A 25,377-nucleotide genomic window follows, 5' to 3' on the forward strand; every position below is an offset into this window, starting at 1 on the left:
GCAGTCAGCAGACATGGCGAGCACATTTCGCGGTCTCCTCGGCGAGAAGCTGGGGATGACCCAGGTTTTCGACGAGAACAACCGCCTCGTGCCGGTGACCGTCGTCAAGGCGGGCCCGTGTGTGGTGACCCAGGTGCGCACCCCCGAGGTCGACGGCTACTCCGCCGTCCAGCTCGGATTCGGTGAGATCGACCCGCGCAAGGTGAACAAGCCCGAGGGTGGGCACTTCACCAAGGCGGGCGTCACGCCGCGGCGGCACCTGGTGGAACTCCGCACCGAGGACGCCGGCGAGTACACGGTCGGTCAGGAGCTGAACGCCGAGGTGTTCGACGGCGTGGCCAAGGTCGACGTCATCGGCACCAGCAAGGGCAAGGGCACCGCCGGCGTCATGAAGCGTCACGGCTTCAAGGGCCTCGGCGCGTCGCACGGCACCCAGCGCAAGCACCGGTCGCCCGGTTCCATCGGTGGCGCGTCGACCCCCGGTCGCGTGTTCAAGGGCCTGAAGATGGCCGGCCGCATGGGTCACGTGAAGACGACGACGCTCTCGCTGGTCGTGCACAAGGTCGACACGGAGCGCGGGCTGCTGCTCATCAAGGGCGCCGTTCCCGGTCCGAAGGGTGGCCTGCTCCTCGTCCGTTCCGCGGTCAAGGGCGGCCCCGTGGGGAGTGACAAGAAGTGACGCTTTCATCCACCGAGACGCGTACCGACCGCCAGGTCGACGTCCGCACCCCGGCGGGGGAGACCTCCGGCAGCGTCACGCTGCCCGGTGACCTCTTCGACGCCAACGCGAACGTCTCCCTGATGCACCAGGTCGTCATCGCCCAGCTGGCCGCGGCACGTCAGGGCACGCACTCGACCAAGACGCGCGGCGAGGTCCGCGGTGGTGGCGCCAAGCCCTACCGCCAGAAGGGCACCGGCCGCGCCCGTCAGGGTTCGACCCGCGCGCCGCAGTTCGCCGGTGGTGGCACGGTCTTCGGGCCGACCCCCCGCGACTACACGCAGAAGACCCCGAAGAAGATGAAGGCCGCCGCCCTGCGCGGTGCCCTCTCCGACCGGGCCCGCGAGGGCCGGGTGCACGTGGTCTCCGCGTTCGTCGACGGCGACGCGCCGAAGACGAAGGCCGCGCTCGCCACCCTGAACGCGGTGACGCAGGCCAAGCGGGTCCTGGTCGTGCTCGACCGGGACGACGTCCTCAACTGGGTGAGCCTGCGCAACGCGCCGCACGTGCACCTCATCGAGGCCGGCCAGCTCAACACCTACGACGTCCTGGTGGCCGACGAGGTCGTCTTCACCGAGACCGCGCTCGCCGAGTACGTCGCCGGACCGGCCAAGGGCAAGGGGCGCCGGCTTCCCGACCTCGCCACCCGCGAGATCCCCGGCGGCGTCCCGTCGGTCGCTCCCGCCGAGGGCGAGGGGACCGTCGAGACCGGTACCGCTGCCGAGGCGCCGGCCAAGAAGGCCGCCGCCAAGAAGGCCCCGGCTGCCAAGAAGGCTCCGGCCAAGAAGGCAGCTGCCGACGCTCCGGCGAAGAAGGCCGCCGCCAAGAAGGCGCCCGCCAAGAAGGCAGCGGCTGCTGACGAGACCACCGAGGAGAAGGCATGAGCGTCCGCGACCCCCGGGACGTCCTGCTCGCCCCGGTCATCTCCGAGAAGAGCTACGGCCTGATCGACTCCGGGCAGTACACGTTCATCGTGCTGCCCGAGGCGAACAAGACCCAGATCAAGATCGCCGTGGAGCAGATCTTCAACGTGAAGGTCCACAGCGTGAACACGATCAACCGCCCGGGCAAGCGCAAGCGCAGCCGGGGCACGCAGATGGGCAAGCGCAAGGACACCAAGCGCGCCATCGTCTCGCTCGCCCCCGGCGAGCGCATCGAGATCTTCGGGGGCCCGGGCGCCTGACGGCACCCGGACCCAACGGACCAGAGATATAGACAGGGACTGAGTCAGCAATGGCTATCCGTAAGTACAAGCCGACGACGCCGGGCCGACGCGGCTCCAGCGTCGCCGACTTCGCCGAGGTCACCCGCGACCATCCCGAGAAGTCGCTGGTCCGACCGCTGCACGGCCGCGGTGGACGCAACGTCCACGGCAAGGTCACGGCCCGCCACCAGGGTGGCGGCCACAAGCGCGCCTACCGTCTGATCGACTTCCGTCGGGCGGACAAGGACGGCGTGCCGGCCAAGGTCGCGCACATCGAGTACGACCCGAACCGCACCTCGCGGATCGCACTGCTGCACTTTGCCGACGGCGAGAAGCGCTACATCATCGCGCCGGCCCGGCTGAAGCAGGGCGACACCGTCGAGTGCGGCCCCTCGGCCGACATCAAGCCCGGCAACAACCTGCCGCTGCGGAACATCCCGGTCGGCACGGTGGTTCACGCCATCGAGCTCCGTCCCGGTGGTGGCGCGAAGATCGCCCGGTCCGCGGGCACCAGCGTCCAGCTGGTCGCCCGTGAGGGTCGCTTCGCGCAGCTGCGCATGCCGTCGGGCGAGATCCGCAACGTCGACGTGCGCTGCCGCGCCACCGTCGGCGAGGTGGGCAACGCCGAGCAGTCGAACATCAACTGGGGCAAGGCCGGCCGCATGCGGTGGAAGGGCAAGCGCCCGACCGTCCGCGGTGTCGCCATGAACCCGGTCGACCACCCGCACGGTGGTGGTGAGGGCAAGACCTCCGGTGGTCGCCACCCGGTGAACCCGAAGGGCAAGCCGGAGGGCCGGACGCGCAAGCGGAAGGCCAGTGACGCCCTGATCGTGCGCCGCCGGCGCGCCAACAAGAAGCGCTGAGCGGGATAGGAGCCGACAGACATGCCACGCAGCCTGAAGAAGGGCCCGTTCGTCGACGACCACCTGCTCAAGAAGGTGGACGCACAGAACGAAAAGGGCACCAAGAACGTGATCCGCACCTGGTCGCGTCGCTCGACGATCATCCCGGACATGCTCGGCCACACGCTGGCCGTGCACGACGGTCGCAAGCACGTCCCGGTCTTCGTGACCGAGGCGATGGTCGGGCACAAGCTGGGCGAGTTCGCGCCCACGCGCACCTTCCGTGGGCACATCAAGGACGACCGCCGCTCGCGGCGGGGCTGACCAGGTAGAGAGAGATTCAGATGACTTCCCAGTTGGGACAGGAGGCGCCGGTCGCCCGGGCTACGGCCCGGTTCGTCCGCGTGACCCCCATGAAGGCCCGCCGGGTGGTGGACCTGATCCGCTACCTGCCGACCGATGAGGCTCTGGCTCTGCTGCGCTACGCGCCGCAGAGCGCCAGCGAGCCGGTGGCCAAGGTGGTCGCCAGCGCGGTGGCCAACGCCGAGCACAACCTGCAGCTGGACCCGGCCGCGCTGGTCGTCAGCGCCGCCTACGTCGACGAGGGCCCCACGCTCAAGCGGATCCGTCCGCGTGCGCAGGGCCGGGCGTTCCGCATCAACAAGCGGACCAGCCACATCACCGTCGAGGTGAGCGAGGTCGCCACCAGCGCCGAGCTCGCGCAGAAGTCGCGCAAGGCGCGTCGGGACACGGGCCAGTCGGGCCCGGCGACCCAGCAGCAGAAGAGCAACACGAGGGGAGGGACCCGCTAGTGGGTCAGAAGGTCAACCCGCACGGGTTCCGGCTCGGGATCACCACCGACTACAAGTCCCGGTGGTACGCGGACAAGCTGTACAAGGACTACGTCAAGGAAGACGTCGCGATCCGCAAGCTCATGTCCAAGGGCATGGAGCGGGCCGGCATCTCCAAGGTCGAGATCGAGCGCACCCGTGACCGGGTCCGCGTCGACATCCACACCGCCCGGCCGGGCATCGTCATCGGCCGTCGCGGGGCGGAGGCCGACCGCATCCGCGGCGAGCTGGAGAAGCTCACCGGCAAGCAGGTGCAGCTGAACATCCTCGAGGTCAAGAACCCCGAGTCGGATGCGCAGCTGGTCGCGCAGGGTGTGGCCGAGCAGCTGTCCAGCCGCGTCAGCTTCCGTCGCGCCATGCGCAAGGCCATGCAGTCGGCCCAGCGCAGCCCGCAGGTCAAGGGCATCCGGGTGCAGTGCTCCGGACGCCTGGGCGGCACGGAGATGAGCCGGTCGGAGTTCTACCGCGAGGGCCGGGTGCCGCTGCACACGCTCCGCGCGAACATCGACTACGGCATCTACGAGGCCCGGACCACCTTCGGCCGCATCGGCGTCAAGGTCTGGATCTACAAGGGTGACGTGAGCGGCTCCCGCGCCGAGCGCGCCGCCCTCGAGGCCCTGGCCGAGCGCCAGCAGCGTCGCGAGCGCACGCAGCGTCCGCAGCGTCGGTCCGGCTCGTCCGGCACCACCGCCGGCGGCACCGAGGCCGGCCGCGCCGCTGCCGAGACCCCCTCGTCCGAGGCTCCCGTCGTGGAGGCCCCGGTCGTCGAGGCGCCCGTCGTCGAGACGCCGGCCGTCGAGACCCCCGCGGTCGAGACGACGGCCACCGAGAACACGGAGAGCTGAGCCATGCTCATCCCACGGCGCGTCAAGCACCGCAAGCAGCACCACCCCGACCGCGGCGGCAAGGCCAAGGGCGGGACGGCGATCAACTTCGGTGAGTACGCCATCCAGGCCCTCGAGCCCGCCTACGTGACGAACCGTCAGATCGAGTCCGCCCGTATCGCCATGACCCGTCACATCAAGCGTGGCGGCAAGGTGTGGATCTCGATCTACCCGGACCGTCCGCTGACCAAGAAGCCCGCCGAGACCCGCATGGGTTCCGGTAAGGGTTCCCCCGAGTGGTGGGTCGCCAACGTCAAGCCCGGCCGGATCATGTTCGAGCTGTCGGGCGTCGCCGAGCCCGTGGCCCGCGAGGCCATGCGCCGCGCGATCCACAAGCTCCCGATGAAGTGCCGCTTCATCACGCGTGAAGGAGAAGTGTGATGGCCGCCGGTCTGACCGCTCCGGAGTTGCGCGAGCTGTCCGTGGACGAGCTCGCCGCGCGGCTGCGTGAGCACAAGGAAGAACTGTTCAACCTGCGCTTCCAGGTGGCCACCGGCCAGCTGGACAACAACCGGCGACTGCAGACCGTCCGCCGCGACATCGCCCGGATCTACACGATCCAGCGCGAGCGCGAGCTGGGTCTCTCGGTCGCCCCGAACGAGGGTGTGGCATGAGCGAGACCCAGGAAGCTAGCCAGGCCTCCAGTGGGCCCGGCCTGGCCGGTCGCGGGTACCGCAAGGTGCGCGAGGGCCTGGTCGTCAGCGACAAGATGGAGAAGACCATCGTCGTCGAGGTCGAGGACCGCGTGAAGCACGGCCTGTACGGCAAGGTCATCCGCCGGACGAGCAAGCTGAAGGCGCACGACGAGCAGGGGGTTGCCGGCGTCGGTGACCGCGTGCAGATCATGGAGACCCGGCCCACGTCGGCCACCAAGCGGTGGCGGCTGGTCGAGGTCCTCGAGAAGGCGAAGTAAGCCAGCAAGGGGCGGCCCTGCGGGGCCGCTGGGGGTACGAGTATCCTGGACGACCGGCGCGCGTGCGCGCCACATCCCGGTCTCCCGTGCTCGGACGCACCGACGGCACCACGCTGTCGGTGCGTCCGCACGCGAGTGATCGGACAGCCGGTTCACCGTTCCGGCCCGGCTGTCACCACAGAGTATTTGGGAGTTGGACGTGATCCAGCAGGAGTCGCGACTGCGTGTCGCCGACAACACCGGTGCAAAGGAAATCCTCTGCATCCGTGTGCTCGGCGGCTCGGGGCGACGCTACGCGGGCATCGGCGACATCATCGTCGCGACCGTGAAGGACGCCCTGCCCGGCGCAGGGGTCAAGCGGGGTGACGTGGTCAAGGCCGTCATCGTCCGCACCGTGAAGGAGCGCCGTCGTCCGGACGGCTCCTACATCCGCTTCGACGAGAACGCCGCGGTCATCATCCGCGACAGCGGCGACCCGCGCGGTACGCGCATCTTCGGCCCCGTGGGCCGCGAGCTCCGCGACAAGCGCTTCATGCGGATCATCTCGCTCGCGCCGGAGGTGCTGTGAACATGGCTGACAACAAGAAGACGCCGTCGATGAAGGTCAAGAAGGGCGACACCGTCCTGGTGCTGTCCGGCAAGGACAAGGGCGCCAAGGGGCGCGTCATCGCCGCCTTCCCCAAGGTCCAGCGCGTGCTGGTCGAGGGTGTCGGCCGGGTCAAGAAGCACACCCGCATCAGCTCCACCCAGCGCGGGGCCCAGCAGGGCGGGATCGTCACGCAGGAGGCGCCCATCCACGTGAGCAACGTGATGGTGATCGACTCCGAGGACAAGCCCACCCGCGTCGGCTACCGCAAGGACGACAACGGCCGCAGCGTGCGCGTCTCGCGGCGAACCGGTAAGGACCTCTGATCGCCATGAGCGCACCCACCCGCGAGCTGCCCCGCATGCTCGCCCACTACCGCGAGACGATCGCGCCGGCACTGCAGTCGGAGTTCAACTACGACAACGTCATGCAGATCCCCCGCCTGACGAAGATCGTCGTCAACATGGGCGTCGGCGAGGCCACTCGCGACGCCAAGCTGATGGACGGCGCCGTCCGCGACCTCACCGCGATCACCGGTCAGAAGCCGGCCGTCGTCCGGGCCCGCAAGTCCATCGCGCAGTTCAAGCTGCGCGAGGGCATGCCGATCGGCGCGAAGGTCACCCTCCGCGGCGACCGCATGTGGGAGTTCCTGGACCGGCTGCTGTCGCTGGCCCTGCCCCGTATCCGCGACTTCCGTGGGCTGTCCGCCAAGCAGTTCGACGGCCACGGCAACTACACCTTCGGTCTCAACGAGCAGTCGATGTTCCGCGAGATCGACGTCGACCGCATCGACCGGCAGCGCGGCATGGACATCACGCTGGTCACCACCGCCACGAACGACGACGAGGGCCGCGAGCTGCTCCGGCAGCTGGGGTTCCCCTTCGCCGGTCAGCCCGTCGTGGCCACCATCCGCTGAGCCGGTAGGAGAAACCAATGGCCAAGAAGGCTCTGATCGAGAAGGCGAACCGCAAGCCCAAGTTCGCCGTCCGCGGATACACCCGTTGCCAGCGGTGCGGTCGTCCGCACTCGGTCTTCCGCAAGTTCGGCCTGTGCCGGATCTGCCTGCGGGAGATGGCGCACGCAGGGGAGCTCCCCGGCGTCCGCAAGTCCAGCTGGTAACACAACCGACCTGCACCACCCAGGCATCACCGATCGCCGAAGGCCCACGCGCCAAGTCTCCGAGACCCAGCGCCTGAGGAACCGCGGCGAGAGAGGCACCACCTGACATGACGATGACCGACCCGATCGCGGACATGCTCACGCGTCTGCGGAACGCCAACCAGGCGTATCACGACTCGGCTGCCATGCCGTCGTCGAAGTTGAAGACGCACATCGCCGAGATCCTCCAGCAGGAGGGCTACATCGCCGGCTGGACCGTCAACGACGTCGAGAAGGACGGCAGCACCTTCAAGCAGCTCGTGATCGACCTGAAGTACGGCCCGAACCGCGAGCGGAGCATCGCCGGTGTCCGGCGCGTCTCCAAGCCCGGTCTGCGCGTGTACGCGAAGTCGAACTCCCTGCCCAAGGTGCTCGGTGGTCTGGGCGTCGCGATCATCTCGACGTCCACCGGACTGCTGACCGACAAGCAGGCGAACAAGAAGGGCGTGGGTGGGGAAGTCCTCGCCTACGTCTGGTAAGGGGCGAGCGAAGATGTCACGGATCGGACGACTCCCGATCGCCGTGCCCGGTGGTGTGGACGTCGCCATCGACGGCCAGACGATCAACGTCAAGGGCCCCAAGGGCTCGCTGAGCCACACCGTCGCGGCGCCCATCACCGTGTCGCGCGAGGAGGACGGCACGCTGCTCGTGCAGCGGCCGAACGACGAGCGCGAGAGCCGTGCCCTGCACGGGCTCTCGCGCACGCTCATCGCGAACATGATCACCGGCGTCACCGAGGGCTACACCAAGACCCTCGAGATCGTCGGTGTCGGTTACCGCGTCCAGGCGCGCGGCTCGGACCTCGAGTTCGCCCTGGGCTTCAGCCACCCCGTGCCGATCAAGGCGCCGGAGGGCATCACCTTCACGGTCGAGGCGCCCACCCGCTTCCGCGTGAGCGGGATCGACAAGCAGCAGGTGGGCGAGGTCGCGGCCAAGATCCGCAAGCTCCGCAAGCCCGACCCCTACAAGGGCAAGGGCGTGCGGTATCAGGGCGAGGTCGTCAAGCGCAAGGTCGGGAAGACGGGCAAGTGATGGCTCAGGCAACGAAGAACGAGAAGGCCGGGGCCCGCAAGCCCGTCGGCACCGACGTCAGCACGGCGCGCCGCGTCTCGCGGCTGCGTCGCCACAACCGGCTGCGCAAGCGCGTCTCGGGTACGCCGGAGCGTCCGCGCCTGGTGGTCAACCGCAGCTCGCGGCACATCCACGTGCAGCTGGTCGACGACACCTCCGGCCGCACGCTGGCCAGCGCCTCGACGATGGACTCCAGCCTGCGGGGTGCCGAGGGCGACAAGTCCGCCCTGGCCCGCCAGGTCGGCGCCCTGATCGCCGACCGGGCCAAGGCTGCCGGCGTCACCGCGGTCGTCCTCGACCGTGGCGGCAACCGGTACGCCGGGCGGATCGCCGCCCTGGCCGATGCGGCTCGTGAGAGCGGGCTGGACTTCTGATGACTGACAAGCTGATCGAGAGGGACGTCTGATGCCAGGACCACAGCGACGCGGCGGCGGCGCCGGCGGCGGTAACGACCGCCGCGACCGTCGTGACGGCGGGCGGGGCCCCGGTGGCGCGCCTGCCGAGAAGAGCAACTACATCGAGCGCGTGGTTGCCATCAACCGCGTGTCCAAGGTCGTCAAGGGTGGTCGGCGCTTCAGCTTCACCGCCCTGGTGATCGTGGGTGACGGCGACGGCAAGGTCGGCGTCGGCTACGGCAAGGCCAAGGAGGTGCCCGCGGCGATCGCCAAGGGCGTCGAGGAGGCCAAGAAGCACTTCTACAACGTGCCGCGCATCGCCAGCACCATCCCGCACCCCGTGCAGGGTGAGGCGGCGGCCGGTGTCGTGCTGCTCAAGCCGGCCAGCCCCGGTACCGGTGTCATCGCCGGTGGTCCGGTGCGCGCCGTGCTCGAGTGCGCCGGCATCCACGACGTGCTGTCCAAGAGCCTGGGTTCCTCGAACCCGATCAACATCGTGCACGCCACGATGCAGGCGCTGAAGGACCTCGTCCGCCCCGAGGAGATCGCGGCCCGCCGTGGTCTGCCGCTGGAGGACGTCGCCCCGGCCGCCATGCTCCGTGCGCGTGCGGGCCAGGGGGTCTGACATGGCACAGCTCAAGGTCACCCAGGTCAAGTCGGCGATCGGGCGCAAGAAGAACCAGCGCGAGACGCTGCGCTCGCTGGGGCTCAAGCGCATCCACGACTCGGTCGTCCAGGAGGACCGTCCCGAGATCCGCGGCATGGTCGCGACGGTGCCGCACCTGGTCACCGTCGAAGAAGTATGAGGGATGACACACCATGACTCTTAAGGTTCACCACCTGCGTCCGGCCCCCGGCGCCCACACCCCCAAGACGCGAGTCGGTCGTGGTGAGGGATCCAAGGGCAAGACCGCCGGTCGCGGCACCAAGGGCACGGGCGCTCGTGGCAACACCTCCGCCCGGTTCGAGGGTGGGCAGACCCCGCTGTACATGCGGCTGCCCAAGCTCTCGGGCTTCAAGAACAACAACAAGGTCGTTTTCCAGGTCGTCAACCTCGACCGGATCGCGGCACTGTTCCCGCAGGGCGGCTCCATCGACCCGGATGCGCTGGCCGAGGCCGGCGCCGTCCGCCGCGGCCAGCCGGTCAAGGTGCTGGGCACCGGTGACCTGGGCGGCGTGAAGGTCGACGTCCAGGCGCACGCGTTCTCCGCGTCGGCTGCCGAGAAGATCGGTGCCGCCGGAGGCAGCACCAGCGTCATCTAGTACGAAGGACCCCTCTGCCCCGGCCCTCCTCAGGGCCCCGCCGCGAGCCTGCGAGCGGCGGGGGGCAGGGGGGTCCTTACACTCACAGGACCGACTAGGGGAGGGCACGTGCTGCAGGCGTTCGCCGCGGCGTTCCGGACGCCAGACCTCCGGCGCAAACTGCTGTTCTCCCTGGCGATGATCGCCGTCTACCGGCTGGGTGCGTCCGTGCCCGGCCCGGGGGTGTCGGTCAAGGCGATCAACAGCTGCCTGGAGAGGGCGCAGGCGTCCGACCAGCGCGACATCTACTCGCTGGTGAACCTGTTCTCCGGTGGGGCGCTGCTGCGCCTGTCCGTCTTCGCGCTCGGCATCATGCCGTACATCACGGCCAGCATCATCGTGCAGTTGCTGGTGGTCGTGATCCCGCGGTTCGAGCAGCTGAAGAAGGAAGGGCAGTCGGGTCAGAACAAGCTGACCCAGTACACCCGTTACCTGACCATCGGGCTCGCGATCCTGCAGAGCACCGGCATCATCGCGCTGGCCCGCAGCGGCCAGCTGTTCCCGAGCTGCCCCGACCCGATCATCCCGTCGGACTCGGTGTGGACGACGGTGGTCCTGGTCGTCGCGTTGACCGCCGGCACGGCGATGATCATGTGGCTCGGCGAGCTGCTCACCGAGAAGGGGATCGGCAACGGCATGTCCGTGCTGATCTTCACCTCGATCGCGGCCCGCATCCCCGCCGAGGGCGGCCAGATCCTGCAGAGCCGCGGCGGCCTCGTCTTCACCGTCATCTGCGCCTTCGCGCTGGTGGTCATCGGCTCGGTCGTCTACGTCGAGCAGGCCCAGCGGCGTATCCCGGTGCAGTACGCCAAACGGATGGTGGGCCGCCGGATGTACGGCGGCACGTCGACGTATCTGCCGCTGAAGGTGAACCAGGCCGGCGTCATCCCGGTCATCTTCGCCTCGTCGCTGCTCTACCTGCCGCAGCTGATCACCCAGCTCCAGGGCACCTCTACCGGCAAGGTGCGCCAGTTCTTCGAGAACTACGTCATCGACCAGGGCAGCCCGGTGCACGTGGCGCTGTACTTCGCGCTGATCGTGTTCTTCACGTACTTCTACGTGTCGATCACGTTCAACCCCGAGGAGCGGGCCGACGACATGAAGCGCTACGGCGGCTTCATCCCCGGTATCCGTCCCGGCCGGCCCACCGCCGAGTACCTGCAGTACGTGCTGTCGCGGATCACCCTGCCGGGTTCGATCTACCTGGGCGTGGTCGCCGTGCTGCCGAACCTGTTCCTGTCGCTCACGCAGCAGGGGCAGAACCAGAACTTCCCGTTCGGTGGCACCGCGGTGCTGATCATGGTCGGAGTGGGGTTGGAGACGGTGAAGCAGATCGAGACACAGCTCAATCAGCGCAACTACGAAGGGTTCCTGAAGTAGTGCGCGTCGTGCTGCTGGGCCCTCCCGGAGCGGGCAAGGGCACCCAGGCGCAGATCATCGCCGAGCGTCTCGGCGTCCCGGCCATCTCGACCGGCGACATCTTCCGGGCGAACGTCAGCGGGCAGACCGAGCTGGGCCGGCAGGCCAAGACCTACATGGACGCCGGTGACCTGGTCCCCGACGAGATCACGGTCGCGATGGTCAAGGACCGGCTGGCCGAGCCCGATGCCAAGGCCGGGTTCCTCCTCGACGGCTTCCCGCGGACCATCGCCCAGGCCGAGCAGCTGCGGGAGTCGCTGGCCGACCTCGGACAGGAACTGCGCCGGGTCCTCGAGCTCGTCGTCGACGAGGACGAGTTGGTCCGCCGGCTCTCGGGGCGCCGGGTGCTGATCGACGGGCAGATGGTGCAGCGCGACGACGACAAGCCCGAGACGGTGCGGCACCGGCTGCACGTCTACCGGGAACAGACCGCCCCGCTGTCGGGCTTCTACGAGACCGAGGGCCTGCTCTCGCGCATCGACGCGATCGGTGAGGTCGACGAGGTCACCGCCCGGGCGCTCCAGGCGCTCGGGGTGGAGGACCCCGGGCAGTCGAGCTCGGACTGAACGGTGGGGAGCGCATGACGGGCGGACTGCTGGCCCGCGTGCCGCTGCTCGCGAAGTGGAGTGGACGCATGATCCAGATCAAGACGGCGCACGAGATCGAGCTCATGCGCGCCTCCGGGCTGGTCACCGCCGGTGCGCTGAAGGCGGTGCGCTCGGCCGTCGCGCCCGGGGTCAGCACCGGCGAGCTGGACGCCATCGCCGAGGACCACATCCGCTCCGCCGGCGCGATCCCGAACTTCCTCGGCTACCACGGCTTCACCGGGACGATCTGCGCCTCGATCAACAACGAGATCGTGCACGGCATCCCGAACCGGGACCGGAAACTGGCGGCCGGCGACAACATCTCGATCGACTGCGGCGCGATCCTGAACGGCTGGCACAGCGACTCGGCGATCACCGTGACGGTGGGGGAGCCGTCGGCCGAGGACGCGGCACTGCTCGAGGTGACGGAGCGGTCCATGTGGGCCGGGCTGGCGCGGGCGATCTCCGGTGGCCGGCTGACCGACATCAGCTCCGCCGTCGAGCACGCCATCACCGCCGAGACGCATCCCTACGGCATCGTCGACCACTACGGCGGTCACGGCATCGGCACCGAGATGCACCAGGACCCCCACGTGCTGAACTACGGCCGGCCCGGGCGTGGCCCCAAGCTGGTTCCCGGTCTGGCGCTGGCCATCGAGCCGATGGTGACCCTCGGCGACCCGGCGACGGTCGAGCTGGAGGACGGCTGGACCGTCGTCACGAAGGACGGGTCCCGGGCCGCCCACTTCGAGCACACGGTGGCCATCACCCCCGAGGGCCCCTGGGTGCTCACCGCCGAGGACGGCGGCGTCGCGGGACTCGCGCCGTTCGGGGTGACGCCCCGCACCTGAGCGGCCGGCGCCGCTGGGTGTAGCCCACCCCTCACCGGGGCGGGTTGGATCGCTGCGCAGCGCCGGGGTACAGTGAACGACGGCGTTCGCGCCGTTCCGTGGTAGTGCTGTGGCCGCACGAACCGGAACGCCCTCGCGAGAGCGCCTGCACCACCTGTTCTGCAACCACCGAGCGCAACCGTCGGGGTTCCCCCGTGGGCGCGTGAGGATCAGTACCACCGAGTCAAGGAGCGCGTTCCAGGCATGGCGAAGAAGGACGGGGCCATCGAGGTCGAGGGTCGCGTCGTCGAGCCGCTGCCCAATGCGATGTTCCGGGTCGAGTTGCAGAACGGGCACCGGGTGCTCGCCCACATCAGCGGCAAGATGCGTCAGCACTACATCCGCATCCTGCCCGAGGACCGCGTGGTCGTGGAGCTCTCGCCCTACGACCTGACGCGCGGTCGCATCGTCTACCGCTACAAGTAACCGCCGGCTCGCGCGACGCCCGGAAGGCAGCGCGGGCAGACATATGTCAACGGCACACGATCTGAGGAATGAGGGGCGGCACCGGTGAAGGTCCAGCCGTCGGTGAAGAAGATCTGCGACAAGTGCAAGGTGATCCGCCGGCACGGCCGGGTCATGGTCATCTGCGACAACGCCCGGCACAAGCAGCGCCAGGGCTGAGGGAGTACCTGAACATGGCACGACTGGCTGGTGTCGATCTGCCCCGCGAGAAGCGGATGGAGATCGCGCTCACCTACATCTATGGCATCGGCAAGCACCACGCCAAGGAGACCCTGGCCGCGACGGGCGTCAGCCCCGACCTGCGCGTCAAGGACCTCGGCGACGAGGACCTGCTGAAGCTGCGTGACTACATCGACGAGCACTTCCGCGTCGAGGGTGACCTGCGCCGTGAGGTTGCTGGCGACATCCGCCGCAAGGTGGAGATCGGCTGCTACCAGGGCCTGCGCCACCGTCGCGGACTGCCCGTCCACGGTCAGCGCACCAAGACGAACGCGCGCTCGAGCAAGGGCCCGCGCAAGACCATCGCCGGCAAGAAGAAGGCCGGCAAGAAGTAGAAGGACCACCCTTCCCCCCGCGCCTCGCACGCTCGGCGCGGGCCCTTGAAGGGTGGCCGTTCCATCACCTCACTTAGGCCACGAAACACAGAGGATCCGGAGAGACATGCCTCCCAGGGCTCGCACCGCGGCTGGTGCCAAGAAGGTCCGCCGCAAGGAGAAGAAGAACGTCGCCCACGGCGCCGCGCACATCAAGAGCACGTTCAACAACACGATCGTGTCGATCACCGACCCGAACGGGAACGTGATCAGCTGGGCCTCCGCCGGCCATGTCGGCTTCAAGGGCTCGCGCAAGTCCACGCCCTTCGCGGCGCAGATGGCTGCCGAGAGCGCCGCGCGCAAGGCGCAGGAGCACGGCATGCGCAAGGTCGACGTCTTCGTGAAGGGCCCGGGCTCCGGTCGCGAGACGGCCATCCGCTCCCTACAGGCCACCGGCCTCGAGGTCGGACAGATCCAGGACGTGACGCCGCAGCCGCACAACGGCTGCCGCCCCAAGAAGCGCCGCCGGGTCTGACCGGTCACTGACGAGACGAAACAGGAGTATTTGACGTGGCCCGTTACACCGGAGCCGATTGCCGCCTCTGCCGGCGCGAGAAGATGAAGCTGTTCCTCAAGGGCAGCAAGTGCGAGTCCCCGAAGTGCCCGATCGAGATCCGGCCCTACCCGCCGGGCGAGCACGGCCGTGGCCGCACCAAGGACAGCGAGTACCTGCTCCAGCTTCGCGAGAAGCAGAAGGCCCGCCGCATCTACGGCGTGCTGGAGAAGCAGTTCCGCGGTTACTACGAAGAGGCCAACCGCAAGACCGGCAAGACCGGTGAGGTTCTGCTCCAGATCCTCGAGTCGCGGCTGGACAACGTGGTCTACCGGGCCGGTTTCGCCGAGTCCCGCGACATGGCGCGCCAGCTGGTCCGCCACGGCCACATCCGGGTGAACGGCCGCAAGGTCGACATCCCCTCGTACCGCGTGAGCGCTAACGACATCGTCGAGGTGGCCGAGAAGTCCCGCACGATGCTGCCGTTCGAGATCGCCCAGGCCCGCGCCGGCGAGCGCCCCGTGCCCGCGTGGCTCGAGGTCATCAGCAGCCAGCTGCGTGTGCTCGTGCACAGCATCCCGGCCCGCCAGGTGATCGACACCCCGGTCCAGGAGCAGCTGATCGTCGAGCTCTACTCGAAGTAACAGCACCACCGGTCCCGGCGGGCGGACAGATGCCCGCCGGGACCTGCACCACCCCCCTCACGGCGTCATATGGCGGGTGCCGGAGGACCAGAAGGAGAACCACCATGCTCATCGCACAGCGCCCCACCCTCACCGAGGACGCGATCACCGAGTCGCGCTCGCGGTTCGTCATCGAGCCCCTCGAGCCCGGTTTCGGCTACACCCTCGGCAACTCCCTGCGTCGCACGCTTCTCTCCTCGATCCCCGGCGCTGCTGTCACCAGCATCCGCATCGAGGGCACCCTGCACGAGTTCACCACCGTGCCGGGCGTCAAGGAGGACGTCACCGAGATCATCCTGAACCTCAAGGGCCTGGTGGTGAGCTCCGACTCCGACGAGCCGGTGACCATGTACCTGCGCAAGCAGGGTCCGGGTGAGGTCACCGCCGCCGACATCGCGCCCCCGGCCGGTGTCGAGGTGCACAACCCCGACCTGCACATCGCCACGCTGAACGGCAAGGGTCGGCTGGAGATCGAGCTCGTCGTCGAGCGCGGCCGCGGCTACGTGCCGGCCCCGCAGAACAAGCAGCCCGGCCAGGAGATCGGCCGTATCCCGGTCGACTCGATCTACTCGCCGGTCCTCAAGGTCACCTACGCCGTCGAGGCCACCCGTGTCGAGCAGCGCACCGACTTCGACCGCCTCGTGGTCGACGTCGAGACCAAGCCGTCGATCGCGCCGCGCGACGCCATCGCGTCCGCCGGCTCGACCCTGGTGGAGTTGTTCGGCCTGCTGCGCGAGCTGAACGTCGACGCCGAGGGCATCGAGGTCGGGCCCAGCCCGGCCGAGGCCGCCGACATCGCGAACTTCTCTATGCCGATCGAGGACATGGACCTCACCGTCCGGTCCTACAACTGCCTCAAGCGCGAGGGCGTGCACACCGTCGGTGAGCTCGTCACCCGCTCCGAGGCGGACCTGCTCGACATCCGCAACTTCGGCGCGAAGTCGATCGACGAGGTCAAGATGAAGCTGGCCGCCATGGGTCTCGCGCTCAAGGACAGCCCGCCCGGGTTCATCCCCACCTCGATCGAGAGCTACGACGAGGGCTACGAGACCGACGCCTACCAGGGCTCGGCCGAGTACTCCGACGTCGAGTACAGCGACGGCTCCTACCAGGAGACCGAGCAGCTCTGAGCCCGGCCGCCGGACGGCGGGACAACCCGCCGTCCGGCACCGCGCTCCGCAGCGCGACACTGGACGACAGCACCACCAGCACCAGACGGACGTACAGCACCACCAAGGACGCAGCCGGCACTCCCTCCGGCCGCCTGAGGAAGGACCGACATGCCCACCCCCACCAAGGGCCCCCGTCTCGGCGGGTCCCCCTCGCACGAGCGGCTGATGCTGGCCAACCTGGCCACCTCGCTGTTCGAGCACGGGCGGATCACCACCACCGAGACCAAGGCGAAGCGCCTGCGTCCCCTGGCCGAGAAGCTGGTGACGTTCGCCAAGCGCGGTGACCTGCACGCCCGTCGCCAGGTGATGACGACCATCCGGGACAAGGACGTCGTCCACACCCTCTTCGCCGAGATCGGGCCTCGCTACGAGAACCGCCCCGGCGGCTACACCCGCATCACCAAGGTCGGTCCGCGCAAGGGCGACAACGCCCCCATGGCGGTCATCGAGCTGGTCGAGGCGCTGACCGTCGGTCAGCAGGCCGTCGGCGAGGCCGAGCGCGCCCGCGGCACCCGGTTCGCCTCCGGCGCCGGTGCGGCCGCCGCCTCCGGCGAGGTCACGGCGGACGCCGTGGAGACGGCCGACGAGTCCGCAGAGGCTCAGGACGTCGTCACCGAGGTGTTCGTTCCGGACGGCGAGCGTCAGGACGACGGCGACGTCAACCCGGAGCCGATCGCCGAGAACGGCGCGGTCGTGGAGGGTGACAACGTCTCGCCGGAGGTCGCTGAGGCAGCGGCCGCCGAGATCGAGGCCGCCGAGCTCGGTGACGCGGCGACTGCCGGGGAGCAGGCGCCTGGCGGCGAGGCCGCGCCGGACCCGAAGTAGTCCGCTGGACACCCAGCCGCAACTGGACGAGCCCGCCACCGACACCGGTGGCGGGCTCGTCCGTCTTCGTCTCTCCGTCTCCTACGACGGCCGGGCGCTGCACGGCTGGGCCCGGCAGCCCGACCAGCGCACCGTCCAGGGCGACCTCGAGCAGGCGCTGGCCACCGTCCTGCGCACCGACGTCGACCTGACCGTGGCGGGCCGCACCGACGCGGGCGTGCACGCCATCGGTCAGGTCGCCCACTGCGACGTGCCGCGGGAGCTGTGGACGGAACAGGGACCCAAGCTGGTCCGCCGCCTGCGGGGAGTGCTGCCGCCGGACATCGCGGTGCCTGCGGTGAGCGAGGCCCACCCCGACTTCGACGCCCGGTTCAGCGCCCTGGCCCGGCACTACGTCTACCGGCTCACCGACGACCCGGCGGGCCCACCGCCGCTGCGCCGTGCGGACACGGTCGGCTGGCCCCGCACGCTCGACTCCGACGCCATGGCGCTGGCGGCGGGCCTGCTGCTCGGTGAGCAGGACTTCGCCGCCTTCTGCCGACGGCGCGAGGGGGCGACCACGATCCGCACGCTCCTCGCCCTGGACGTCGTCCGCACCGGCGGCATCGTCGAGATCAGCGCGGCGGCCGACGCGTTCTGCCACTCGATGGTCCGCAGCCTGGTCGGCGCCCTGCTGGCCGTCGGCGAGCGCCGGCGGCTGCCCGAGTGGCCGGCTGGCCTGCTGCGCCGCACCGAGCGGGCCTCGGACGTGCCGGTCGCGCCGGCCCACGGGCTCACCCTGGTGCGGGTCGACTACCCGGCGGACGACGACCTCGCGGCCCGCGCCGCCGTCACCCGCGCCCGTCGAGCCTGACAGCAGCGACCGCCTCGTCGACCGGGGTGCCGCCGCCGATCAGTTCCAGCACGAGGTTCCGCGGCTCGACGTCCAGCAGGGCGACCAGGACGGTGGCGACGTCGTCCCGCGGGACGCTGCCCCGATCGACGTGCCGGGCGAGCGTCACCCGGCCGGTGCCCGGCTCGTCGGTCAGCCCGCCGGGGCGCAGGACCGTCGTGGCCAGCCCCGGGCGGCCCAGCAGGTCCTGCTCGGCGGCCAACTTGGCCCGCAGGTACGCCAGGAACACCTCGTCGACGCCCTCGCGCGTCGCCCCGTCGGCGACGGAGTCGACGCCCATCGACGAGATCAGCAGGTAGCGCCCGACGCCGGCGCGTTCGGCGGCGTCGGCGAGCAGGACTGCCGCGCCGCGGTCGACGGTGTCCTTGCGGGGCGCCCCGCTGCCCGGTCCCGCACCGGCGGCGAAGACCACCGCGTCGGCGGCCGCGACGGCCGCCGTGACGTCCTCCAGACGGGCCGACTCCAGGTCCAGCACGAGCGGTTCGACACCGTCGCCGACCACGTCGGACGCCTGGGCCGGGTTGCGGATGATCCCGACGACGGTGTCGCCACGGGCGGACAGGAGGCGGCCGAGGCGGCGGGCGATCTGCCCGTGGGCTCCGGCGATGACGAGACGCATGCGGGAGTCTCTACCCGGCGGGGCGCACGTCGATCACGATCCGGCCCGGGTCGGTGAGGGCGAACGAGCGGAAGGGGGTCTCGCCGTCCCGCATGCCGATCAGCACCTCCTCCACCCCCTCGAAGGAGCCGGTCGTCTTCGCCTCGGCCACGGGCCCGGGGGAGATCCTCGTGTCGTTCTGGCCCTGGTTGCCGGGATCGGCGCCGGTCTGCAGCGCGATGCGAAGGAACGCCTTGCCCTCGATCTGCACCGGTCTGCCGCCCGGCCCGGACGCCTCCGTGTAGCGCGCGGTCCACGCGGGGACGCCGTGCGAGGTCAGGTCGACGACCAGCCGCGTGTAGCCCTGGTTCGACGAGATCCGGATGCCCTTCACGTGCATCTGGCCGGCGGAGTCGGCCGACGACCCCGGTTGTGCCGGTCCGCCCGTGTCGGAGGTGCCGGCGGGGAAGTCGGTGCCCGTCGCTGGGGCCTCGTCGGTCGGCGCCTCCTGGGACGGCGAGGGCGGCGTGCTCTCGGGGGTGGTGGTCCGCGGCGCCGCGGTGGACCGGGTGGCCGCCGAGATGTGACCTTCCACGCGGACGGTGCAGGCGCCCGTGAGCAGCAACGGCAGCGCGATGACGAGCGCGGCGACGCGGCGACGCTGATCCATCGGATGCCTCTGTTCCGGGCGCGGGGAGGCGAGGCTAACCCGGTCGGCTCACTCGGGGGGGCTCAGGAAGCGCGGCATCAGCGACGGCCGCGCGGCCGGCGGCTGCGCGTCCCCGGCGGCGGCGCGGGCCCGGGCGAGGTCGGCGGGGGTGTCGCAGTCGGTCCACGGCGGCGGTGTTCCCGGCGGAACGGGCGGGCGGTAGCGGGTGACGACCAGGGGCGCCAGCACCCGGCGCAGTGACGTCGGACCTCGGACGTCGGCGGTGGCCGTCCGCAGCGCCGCCGTCCGCCAGACCCCGAGCAGGTACTGGTCGCGGCCGCCGTCGTCGACGACCAGGACGCCGTCGTCGGTCAGCCGCCCACGGAGCTCGGCGACCAGGGCGCCGGTGAGAAAGGGCAGGTCACCGGCCAGCACCGCGACGACGTCGGTGGCGACCTCCGCCAGACCGGCCCGCAGCGCCGCCACCGGCCCCCCGCGCGGCGGTTCCTCGCGCACCTGCCGGACCCCGGCCGGGACGGCTTGCGGAGGGCCCACGACGACCCGCAGCTCGGCGTCCGCCACCGCGTCGAGCACCGCCGCCAGCATCGTGCGTCCGCCCACCTCCAGCTGGGGTTTGGCCTGGCCGCCCAGCCGGGCCGCCTTGCCCCCGGCCAGCACCACGGCGGTGTACCGCGTCCCCGGATCCACGGCGACACCGTAGATCGGAAACGGTGGGTACCGTCCTCGATGTGGGACGAGTGACCAGCCGGACGCCGGTGCTGCGGATCCGGGGCGGCCAGCACACGACCCGTCCGGACACCGTCGCTGCCGAGGAGCCGCTCGAGATCCGGATCGGTGGGACGGCGCTCGCGGTCACCATGCGCACGCCGGGTGACGACTTCGACCTCGTGCACGGATTCCTCGCGACCGAGGGCGTCATCAGCGGGCCGGAGGACGTGGCCGGCCTGCGCTACTGCGACTCGGTGGACGCGGACGGGCGCAACACCTACAACGTCGTCGACGTCGACCTGGCGTCAGGCGTGCCGATGCCGGACACCGGCCTGGAACGGAACTTCTACACGTCGAGCTCGTGCGGGGTGTGCGGCAAGGCGAGCATCGACGCGATCCGCACCAGGACGCGCTACGACGTCGACGGCGACGGCCTCCGCCTCCCGCTCGAGGTGCTGCTGACGCTGCCCGACCAGCTCCGGGGCTCGCAGCAGGTGTTCGAGAAGACCGGGGGACTCCATGCCGCCGGTCTGTTCACCGCCGCCGGGGAACTGGGGACGTTGCGCGAGGACGTGGGCCGGCACAACGCCGTCGACAAGGTCATCGGGGACGGCGTCCGTGCGGGCCGCCTGCCGCTGGCCGGGTCGGTGCTGATGGTGAGCGGCCGGGCGAGCTTCGAGCTGACCCAGAAGGCGGCCATGGCGGGCATCCCGGTGCTCGCCGCGGTCTCGGCGCCGTCGTCCCTGGCGGTCGAGCTGGCCCGCGAGGTCGGCATCACGCTCGTCGGCTTCCTCCGCGGCGACGGCTGCAACGTCTACACGCGCCAGGAACGGATCGTCCTCCCGGCTCAGTGATCTCCGCCGCGCAGCTGGCTGACCACGTGGGGGAGCAGCGGGCCGAGCACGGCCAGCGCGTCGCGCACGCCTCCGGTCGACCCCGGCAGGTTGACGATCAGCGTGCGGGCGGCGACGCCGGCCAGGCCGCGGGAGAGCACCGACGTCGGCACGCCGTTCTCCGCCCCGTACCGGCGGATCGCGTCCGCGATGCCCGGTGCCTCGCGGTCGAGCACGGCGCGGGTGGCCTCCGGCGTGACGTCGGTGGGGGACAGCCCGGTGCCGCCGGTGGTCAGGACGACGTCGAAGCCCACGTCGACCGCCGCGCGCAGCACCGCCTCGAGTTCGGCGACGTCGTCGGGGCGGACGTGCGGGCCCTCGACGGTGAACCCGAGCTCCCGCAGCCCCGCGGCGAGCGCCTGCCCGCTGCGGTCCTCGTAGACGCCCGCGCTGGCCCGGTTGGAGGCGGTGACGACGACGGCGCGGGCGTCGGCCGGCAACTCGCTCACCGCGTCCATCCCTTCTCCGCTGCGCGATCGGCTGCGCGAACGCTCACCGCGTCCATTCCCCGCTCTTCCCACCGGACTTCGCCAGCAGCCGGACGTCGGTGATGGACGCGCGGGGATCGACCGACTTCACCATGTCGATCATGGTCAGCCCCGCGACGGCCACGGAGGTGAGCGCTTCCATCTCCACGCCGGTGCGGTCGGCGGTACGCGCGGTCGCGGTGATCTCGACGGCGTCGTCGGTGACCTCGAGATCGACGGTGACGCCGTGCAGGGCGATCGGGTGGCAGAGCGGGACGAGGTCCGGCGTCCGCTTGGCACCGGCGATGCCGGCGATCCGCGCCACCGCGACGGCGTCCCCCTTCGGCACCCCGGTGCCGCGCAGCAGCGCGACGACCTCGGGGCTGACCAGCACCCGCCCGGCCGCGGTGGCCACCCGCGTGGTCACCGCCTTGTCGCTGACGTCGACCATCCGGGCCGCGCCGGACTCGTCGACGTGGGTCAACCGCGCTTCGGTCACTGGAGGGCTCCTTCGATCAGCACGACGTCGACCTCGGCTCCGGCGGGGAGGTCGGTGACGTCCTCGGGGACGACGACGAGGCAGTTGGCCCGCGCGAGGTGGGCGACCAGGTGCGATCCCGGACCGCCGACCTGGGAGACCCGCCCCCCGTCGTAGCGGCCGCGCAGGAACTGCCGCTTGCCTGCGGGAGAGCTCAGGGGGCCGGCCAGGCGAGCCGGGGCGCGCAGCCGGTCGGGAAAGGCGTGGCCCAGCGCCCTGCGCAGGGCGGGACGGACGAAGACCTCGAAGGAGACGAACGCGCTCACCGGGTTGCCGGGGAGGGTCACCACCGGGACGCCGTCCACCGTGCCCGCGCCCTGCGGGCCGCCGGGTTGCATCGAGACCTTGGTGAACTCGACAGTGCCCAGTCCGCGGAAGGCGTCCTTCACCACCTCGTAGGCGCCCGCGCTGACGCCCCCGCTGGTGAGCAGCAGGTCGGCCCCGGCGAGCTCGCTGCGCACGGTGGCGAGGAACTCGTCGACGTCGTCCGGTACGAAGTGCAGCCGGCGGGCCACGCCCCCGGCCTCGTCGACCGCGGCGACCAGCAACTGCGAGTTCGACTCGTAGATCTGCCCCGGCAGCAGCGGCTGCCCGGGGGCGACGAGCTCGCTGCCGGTGGAGAGCACGAGCACGCGCGGACGGCGGCGCACCGGGAGGCTGGTGACACCCACGGCGGCCGCCAGGCCCAGCTGGGCGGCCCCCAGCGGGCACCCCGCGGTGAGGGCGACCGTGCCGGCGGCGATGTCCTCGCCGGCGGCTCGGAGATGGCTGCCCCGCGGGAGGGCGTCGCGGATCTCCACGGTCCCGGTGCCGCCGTCGGTGAGCTCGACCGGGATGACGACGTCGGCGCCGGCCGGCAGGGGAGCGCCCGTCATGATCCGCTGCACGGTGCCGGGGGCCAGGGGGGCGACGTCGGTGCGTCCGGCCGGGATGTCGTCGGCCACCGGCAGCCGCACCGGCGACTGCCCGGCGCTCGACACATCGGCCCAGCGCGCCGCGTAGCCGTCCATCGCGGAGTTGTCGAAGCCCGGCAGCGCCACCGCCGCGGCCACGTCGCGGGCGAGGACACGCCCATGGGCCTCGGCCAGCGGCACGTCCTCCTCGGCGAGCGGCGACAGCAGGGCGGCGACGACTGCCTGGTGTTCCTCGACGGTGCGCACGACCCCATCCTGTCCGATCCTTCCGGCGGCCACGTCGCGAGTGCGCAGCTAGGGTCGGAGCAACGACGAGACACGGAGGTGCTGGTGGCCGAGATCGACCGCATGCTCGAGGCGAATCAGAAGTGGGCCACGCAGTTCCCCGGAAGCAAACCGGTGCGTCCGGCGCGCAAGGTCGCCGTGGTGGCCTGCATGGACTCGCGCATCCCGCTGTTCGGGGTGCTGGGCCTCGACATCGGCGACGCACACGTGATCCGCAATGCCGGTGGCGTCATCACCGAGGACGTCATCCGCTCGCTGACCATCAGCCAGCACGCGCTCGGGACGCGGGAGATCGTGCTCGTCCACCACACCAACTGCGGGCTGACGACCACCGACGACGTCTCCTTCTCCGACACGGTCGCGGAGGCCACCGGACGTCGTCCGCCGTGGTCGGCGCGGGCGTTCACCGACGTCGAGGACGACGTCCGGGAATCCATCCGGCTGATCAAGGAGAGCCCCTACCTGCTCTCCAACGACGTCCGCGGGACGGTCTACGACGTCGAGACGGGGCTCCTGCACGAGGTCGTGTGAGCCGCGCACGGCGTGTCGCGACGCGACGCGCCGCCCCAGTCGCGGATCTGTCATTTCAAGTCGTGAGCTCGGTCACTCCGTCTTAGCGTCCGTTCCACGCCGATCACGGCGTGTATCGGAACGGAAACGGAGAATCAGCATGCAGATGACAGGACGGCGACTCGGTCGCCTCCTCGCCGGTGCCGCGGTGATCGCCGCGACCGGTGTCGTCGCCCCCACCGCGGCCACCGCCGCGCCCGCGGGGACGACCGGCCCGACGCAGACCTACCTGGTCCTGTTCAAGGGCAACACGAGTCCGTCGAACGCCGCTGCCATCGTCACCGGCGCCGGCGGCACCGTGGTGAAGGACTACGCGCAGATCGGCGTCATGGTCGCCCGTAGCACCAACACCGCGTTCGGGGACACCCTGCGGGCCAACAACAAGGTCGAGGGTGCGTCGGCCACCGCGAACTACGCGACCAGGCTCGAGGACGTGCAGGAGCAGGAGGCGGCGCCCGGCGACCTGCCGAACGCCCCGGCGACGGACGCCGACACGTTCTCCGGCATGCAGTGGGACATGCGGCAGATGCACACCCCGGAGGCGCACGCCATCACCGGCGGCAGCCCCGCCGTCGTGGCGGCCACCATCGACACCGGCGTGGACTACCGGCACCCCGACCTCCGGCAGAACATCTCCGACGCGGACAGCGCCAACTGCCTGTCCGGCGCTCCCGTCCAGGGAGCCGCGGCCGCGGACGACGACAACGGACACGGAACGCACACCGCCGGCACGATCGCCGCGGCGTCGAACCACCTCGGCATCGTCGGCGTCGCGCCGAACGTCAGGATCGCGGGAATCAAGGCGGGCAATGCCGACGGGTACTTCTTCCCGGAGGCCGTGGTCTGCGCGTTCGTCTGGGCCGGTGACCGGCACATCGACGTGACCAACAACAGCTACTACGTCGACCCGTACCTCTACAACTGCAAGAACGACCCGGTGCAGCGCGCCATCTGGAAGGCCGTGCAGCGGGCCGTCAAGTACGCGCAGAACCAGGGCGTCACCGTGGTCTCGGCCGAGGGCAACGAGAGCGAGGACCTGTCGCACCCGACGACGGACGTGACGAGCCCGGACTTCCCGCCGAATTCCGAGCAGGAGCGGGCCGTCACCAATGCCTGCGTCGTCCTCCCGGTCGAGCTGCCGGGCGTCATCGGCGTCACTGCGACGGGCAGCTACGTCCAGGACACGAGTGCCGGCGACGACCCGGACAACCTGAAGGCCTACTACTCGTCGTTCGGCATGAGCTCGGCCGACGTGACCGCGCCCGGCGGCGACTACTACTTCCGTGGCACCGACCCGGGGGCGCAAGCAGCCCAGGGCCTGATCCTGTCCACCTGGCCGGCCACCCTGGCTGCCGAGTGCGGAACGCGCTTCCTCGTCCAGGAGGCGGGCGTTACCGGTGGGACGTACTGCCTGCTGCAAGGCACGTCGATGGCCAGCCCGCACGTGGCCGGTCTCGCGGCACTCGTGATCAGCCGGTACGGCGACCTGAAGAACCCGAAGAACGGCAAGATGAGCCCGACCAGGGTCGAGCAGATCATCAGCCAGACGGCGGATCCGCAGGCCTGCCCGTCCACCCTGCCGACGTCGCCGGACTACGCATCGGTGACGGGCGCGAACAGCGGTGCCCCGCAGAAGTGCCAGGGCAACGGCGGCCACACGTCCTGGTACGGCCAGGGCCAGGCCGACGCCCTGGCTGCGGTGACCAACGACAGGTCGAACAACTGACCTGAGGCAGTACGGCGAGGGGCCGGTCGCGTCGCGGCCGGCCCCTCGTCCGTCCGCGGGAAAGC

General features: G+C 70.5%; 40 protein-coding genes. 34 read left to right on the forward strand and 6 right to left on the reverse strand.

The annotated features are described in order from the left end of the window. Positions 1–13 precede the first annotated feature (13 nt). From rplC to truA, 31 genes are all read left to right on the forward strand, one after another. Positions 14–679, forward strand: a complete 666-nt coding sequence (gene rplC / locus AC2H4J_RS12950) for a 50S ribosomal protein L3 (protein ID WP_487465285.1) — start codon at positions 14–16, stop codon at positions 677–679. Beyond that, positions 676–1,602 (forward strand): 50S ribosomal protein L4, encoded by a 927-nt coding sequence (gene rplD / locus AC2H4J_RS12955; RefSeq protein ID WP_487465286.1) that lies wholly within the window; start codon positions 676–678, stop codon positions 1,600–1,602. The genes rplC and rplD overlap by 4 nt, the downstream gene beginning before the upstream one ends. Continuing rightward, a complete protein-coding gene (gene rplW / locus AC2H4J_RS12960; RefSeq protein WP_487465287.1) occupies positions 1,599–1,901 on the forward strand; it encodes a 50S ribosomal protein L23 in 303 nt (100 codons plus the stop codon). The genes rplD and rplW overlap by 4 nt, the downstream gene beginning before the upstream one ends. A gap of 50 nt (positions 1,902–1,951) precedes the next feature. Further along, positions 1,952–2,785 (forward strand): 50S ribosomal protein L2, encoded by an 834-nt coding sequence (rplB, locus tag AC2H4J_RS12965; RefSeq protein ID WP_344686719.1) that lies wholly within the window; start codon positions 1,952–1,954, stop codon positions 2,783–2,785. A gap of 21 nt (positions 2,786–2,806) precedes the next feature. After that, positions 2,807–3,088 carry a 30S ribosomal protein S19 gene (gene rpsS, locus AC2H4J_RS12970; protein ID WP_029340037.1) on the forward strand — a complete coding sequence of 94 codons (282 nt, stop codon included), beginning with the start codon at positions 2,807–2,809 and terminating at the stop codon, positions 3,086–3,088. Positions 3,089–3,108: 20 nt separating this feature from the next. Further along, positions 3,109–3,576, forward strand: a complete 468-nt coding sequence (gene rplV / locus AC2H4J_RS12975; protein WP_487465288.1) for a 50S ribosomal protein L22 — start codon at positions 3,109–3,111, stop codon at positions 3,574–3,576. Further along, positions 3,576–4,460, forward strand: coding sequence for a 30S ribosomal protein S3 (gene rpsC, locus AC2H4J_RS12980; RefSeq protein WP_487465289.1), 885 nt, complete (start codon positions 3,576–3,578; stop codon positions 4,458–4,460). Before rplV ends, rpsC begins: the two co-directional genes overlap by 1 nt. A gap of 3 nt (positions 4,461–4,463) precedes the next feature. Further along, a complete protein-coding gene (rplP, locus tag AC2H4J_RS12985; RefSeq protein ID WP_097182408.1) occupies positions 4,464–4,880 on the forward strand; it encodes a 50S ribosomal protein L16 in 417 nt (138 codons plus the stop codon). Next, positions 4,880–5,113, forward strand: a complete 234-nt coding sequence (gene rpmC, locus AC2H4J_RS12990) for a 50S ribosomal protein L29 (protein ID WP_487465290.1) — start codon at positions 4,880–4,882, stop codon at positions 5,111–5,113. Before rplP ends, rpmC begins: the two co-directional genes overlap by 1 nt. After that, positions 5,110–5,412, forward strand: coding sequence for a 30S ribosomal protein S17 (gene rpsQ / locus AC2H4J_RS12995; RefSeq protein ID WP_487465291.1), 303 nt, complete (start codon positions 5,110–5,112; stop codon positions 5,410–5,412). Before rpmC ends, rpsQ begins: the two co-directional genes overlap by 4 nt. Before the next feature lie 199 nt (positions 5,413–5,611). After that, a complete protein-coding gene (gene rplN / locus AC2H4J_RS13000; RefSeq protein WP_487465292.1) occupies positions 5,612–5,980 on the forward strand; it encodes a 50S ribosomal protein L14 in 369 nt (122 codons plus the stop codon). Positions 5,981–5,982: 2 nt separating this feature from the next. After that, positions 5,983–6,324, forward strand: a complete 342-nt coding sequence (rplX, locus tag AC2H4J_RS13005; RefSeq protein WP_487465293.1) for a 50S ribosomal protein L24 — start codon at positions 5,983–5,985, stop codon at positions 6,322–6,324. Positions 6,325–6,329: 5 nt separating this feature from the next. Further along, positions 6,330–6,914 (forward strand): 50S ribosomal protein L5, encoded by a 585-nt coding sequence (gene rplE, locus AC2H4J_RS13010; protein ID WP_487465294.1) that lies wholly within the window; start codon positions 6,330–6,332, stop codon positions 6,912–6,914. Between the two features lie 17 nt (positions 6,915–6,931). Continuing rightward, positions 6,932–7,117 carry a type Z 30S ribosomal protein S14 gene (locus AC2H4J_RS13015; RefSeq protein WP_026857026.1) on the forward strand — a complete coding sequence of 62 codons (186 nt, stop codon included), beginning with the start codon at positions 6,932–6,934 and terminating at the stop codon, positions 7,115–7,117. Between the two features lie 113 nt (positions 7,118–7,230). Further along, entirely contained in the window at positions 7,231–7,635 is a 405-nt protein-coding gene (rpsH, locus tag AC2H4J_RS13020; RefSeq protein ID WP_487465295.1) for a 30S ribosomal protein S8, read from the forward strand. A 13-nt stretch (positions 7,636–7,648) separates the two neighbouring features. After that, positions 7,649–8,188, forward strand: coding sequence for a 50S ribosomal protein L6 (gene rplF, locus AC2H4J_RS13025; protein WP_487465296.1), 540 nt, complete (start codon positions 7,649–7,651; stop codon positions 8,186–8,188). Next, the gene (gene rplR, locus AC2H4J_RS13030) at positions 8,188–8,601 is read left to right on the forward strand and encodes a 50S ribosomal protein L18 (RefSeq protein WP_487465297.1); all 414 of its coding nucleotides are present in this window, start codon (positions 8,188–8,190) and stop codon (positions 8,599–8,601) included. The genes rplF and rplR overlap by 1 nt, the downstream gene beginning before the upstream one ends. A gap of 31 nt (positions 8,602–8,632) precedes the next feature. Next, positions 8,633–9,247 carry a 30S ribosomal protein S5 gene (rpsE, locus tag AC2H4J_RS13035; RefSeq protein WP_089336476.1) on the forward strand — a complete coding sequence of 205 codons (615 nt, stop codon included), beginning with the start codon at positions 8,633–8,635 and terminating at the stop codon, positions 9,245–9,247. A gap of 1 nt (position 9,248) precedes the next feature. Further along, entirely contained in the window at positions 9,249–9,428 is a 180-nt protein-coding gene (rpmD, locus tag AC2H4J_RS13040) for a 50S ribosomal protein L30 (protein WP_487465298.1), read from the forward strand. 13 nt (positions 9,429–9,441) lie between these two features. Continuing rightward, on the forward strand, positions 9,442–9,885 hold the full coding sequence (gene rplO, locus AC2H4J_RS13045; RefSeq protein ID WP_487465299.1) for a 50S ribosomal protein L15: 444 nt from the start codon (positions 9,442–9,444) through the stop codon (positions 9,883–9,885). 108 nt (positions 9,886–9,993) lie between these two features. Further along, positions 9,994–11,304 carry a preprotein translocase subunit SecY gene (gene secY / locus AC2H4J_RS13050; protein WP_487465300.1) on the forward strand — a complete coding sequence of 437 codons (1,311 nt, stop codon included), beginning with the start codon at positions 9,994–9,996 and terminating at the stop codon, positions 11,302–11,304. After that, positions 11,304–11,909: an adenylate kinase gene (locus AC2H4J_RS13055; protein WP_487465301.1), complete on the forward strand. Its 606-nt coding sequence runs from the start codon at positions 11,304–11,306 to the stop codon at positions 11,907–11,909. The genes secY and AC2H4J_RS13055 overlap by 1 nt, the downstream gene beginning before the upstream one ends. Positions 11,910–11,923: 14 nt before the next feature. Next, positions 11,924–12,781: a type I methionyl aminopeptidase gene (gene map / locus AC2H4J_RS13060; RefSeq protein ID WP_487465302.1), complete on the forward strand. Its 858-nt coding sequence runs from the start codon at positions 11,924–11,926 to the stop codon at positions 12,779–12,781. Between the two features lie 243 nt (positions 12,782–13,024). Then, on the forward strand, positions 13,025–13,246 hold the full coding sequence (infA, locus tag AC2H4J_RS13065) for a translation initiation factor IF-1 (protein ID WP_012950459.1): 222 nt from the start codon (positions 13,025–13,027) through the stop codon (positions 13,244–13,246). An 84-nt stretch (positions 13,247–13,330) separates the two neighbouring features. Further along, positions 13,331–13,444, forward strand: a complete 114-nt coding sequence (rpmJ, locus tag AC2H4J_RS13070) for a 50S ribosomal protein L36 (RefSeq protein WP_012950458.1) — start codon at positions 13,331–13,333, stop codon at positions 13,442–13,444. A gap of 14 nt (positions 13,445–13,458) precedes the next feature. After that, positions 13,459–13,839, forward strand: a complete 381-nt coding sequence (gene rpsM / locus AC2H4J_RS13075) for a 30S ribosomal protein S13 (protein ID WP_135158008.1) — start codon at positions 13,459–13,461, stop codon at positions 13,837–13,839. A gap of 106 nt (positions 13,840–13,945) precedes the next feature. Beyond that, positions 13,946–14,353, forward strand: a complete 408-nt coding sequence (rpsK, locus tag AC2H4J_RS13080) for a 30S ribosomal protein S11 (protein ID WP_135131852.1) — start codon at positions 13,946–13,948, stop codon at positions 14,351–14,353. A gap of 35 nt (positions 14,354–14,388) precedes the next feature. Next, positions 14,389–15,015, forward strand: a complete 627-nt coding sequence (gene rpsD / locus AC2H4J_RS13085; RefSeq protein WP_487465303.1) for a 30S ribosomal protein S4 — start codon at positions 14,389–14,391, stop codon at positions 15,013–15,015. A 104-nt stretch (positions 15,016–15,119) separates the two neighbouring features. Continuing rightward, the gene (locus tag AC2H4J_RS13090; RefSeq protein WP_487465304.1) at positions 15,120–16,184 is read left to right on the forward strand and encodes a DNA-directed RNA polymerase subunit alpha; all 1,065 of its coding nucleotides are present in this window, start codon (positions 15,120–15,122) and stop codon (positions 16,182–16,184) included. A gap of 150 nt (positions 16,185–16,334) precedes the next feature. Continuing rightward, positions 16,335–17,051 (forward strand): 50S ribosomal protein L17, encoded by a 717-nt coding sequence (gene rplQ / locus AC2H4J_RS13095; RefSeq protein WP_487465305.1) that lies wholly within the window; start codon positions 16,335–16,337, stop codon positions 17,049–17,051. Then, complete coding sequence (gene truA / locus AC2H4J_RS13100; protein WP_487465306.1) at positions 16,990–17,904, forward strand: tRNA pseudouridine(38-40) synthase TruA; 915 nt, start codon at positions 16,990–16,992, stop codon at positions 17,902–17,904. The genes rplQ and truA overlap by 62 nt, the downstream gene beginning before the upstream one ends. Here truA and AC2H4J_RS13105 read toward each other — a convergent pair. From AC2H4J_RS13105 to mobA, 3 genes are read right to left on the reverse strand one after another with little or no spacing between them, the layout of a single operon-like run. After that, positions 17,882–18,562 carry an NAD(P)H-binding protein gene (locus AC2H4J_RS13105; RefSeq protein WP_487465307.1) on the reverse strand — a complete coding sequence of 227 codons (681 nt, stop codon included), beginning with the start codon at positions 18,560–18,562 and terminating at the stop codon, positions 17,882–17,884. The genes truA and AC2H4J_RS13105 overlap by 23 nt on opposite strands. A 10-nt stretch (positions 18,563–18,572) precedes the next feature. Further along, the gene (locus tag AC2H4J_RS13110) at positions 18,573–19,211 is read right to left on the reverse strand and encodes an AMIN-like domain-containing (lipo)protein (RefSeq protein ID WP_487465308.1); all 639 of its coding nucleotides are present in this window, start codon (positions 19,209–19,211) and stop codon (positions 18,573–18,575) included. Between the two features lie 48 nt (positions 19,212–19,259). Next, on the reverse strand, positions 19,260–19,898 hold the full coding sequence (mobA, locus tag AC2H4J_RS13115; RefSeq protein ID WP_487465309.1) for a molybdenum cofactor guanylyltransferase: 639 nt from the start codon (positions 19,896–19,898) through the stop codon (positions 19,260–19,262). Between the two features lie 41 nt (positions 19,899–19,939). Between mobA and fdhD the strand changes: the two genes are divergently transcribed. After that, positions 19,940–20,773, forward strand: a complete 834-nt coding sequence (fdhD, locus tag AC2H4J_RS13120; RefSeq protein WP_487465310.1) for a formate dehydrogenase accessory sulfurtransferase FdhD — start codon at positions 19,940–19,942, stop codon at positions 20,771–20,773. On the opposite strand, the gene AC2H4J_RS13125 is transcribed toward fdhD, so the two are convergent. The 3 genes from AC2H4J_RS13125 to moeA are packed head-to-tail and all read right to left on the reverse strand — an operon-like array spanning position 20,767 to position 22,977. Beyond that, positions 20,767–21,270 (reverse strand): MogA/MoaB family molybdenum cofactor biosynthesis protein, encoded by a 504-nt coding sequence (locus tag AC2H4J_RS13125; protein ID WP_487465311.1) that lies wholly within the window; start codon positions 21,268–21,270, stop codon positions 20,767–20,769. The two genes, fdhD and AC2H4J_RS13125, sit on opposite strands and share 7 nt — an antisense overlap. A gap of 34 nt (positions 21,271–21,304) precedes the next feature. Further along, positions 21,305–21,778, reverse strand: a complete 474-nt coding sequence (gene moaC, locus AC2H4J_RS13130) for a cyclic pyranopterin monophosphate synthase MoaC (RefSeq protein ID WP_487465312.1) — start codon at positions 21,776–21,778, stop codon at positions 21,305–21,307. Beyond that, positions 21,775–22,977, reverse strand: coding sequence for a molybdopterin molybdotransferase MoeA (gene moeA, locus AC2H4J_RS13135; protein ID WP_487465313.1), 1,203 nt, complete (start codon positions 22,975–22,977; stop codon positions 21,775–21,777). Before moeA ends, moaC begins: the two co-directional genes overlap by 4 nt. Positions 22,978–23,061: 84 nt before the next feature. Here moeA and AC2H4J_RS13140 point away from each other — a divergent pair, with 84 nt between their 5' ends. Together AC2H4J_RS13140 and AC2H4J_RS13145 are read left to right on the forward strand one after the other, a co-directional pair. Continuing rightward, a complete protein-coding gene (locus tag AC2H4J_RS13140; protein ID WP_487465314.1) occupies positions 23,062–23,547 on the forward strand; it encodes a beta-class carbonic anhydrase in 486 nt (161 codons plus the stop codon). 139 nt (positions 23,548–23,686) lie between these two features. Then, positions 23,687–25,312 carry a S8 family serine peptidase gene (locus AC2H4J_RS13145; RefSeq protein WP_487465315.1) on the forward strand — a complete coding sequence of 542 codons (1,626 nt, stop codon included), beginning with the start codon at positions 23,687–23,689 and terminating at the stop codon, positions 25,310–25,312. Positions 25,313–25,377: the final 65 nt, after the last annotated feature.

The sequence above is a fragment of the Blastococcus sp. OS1-29 genome (genome assembly GCF_057628075.1).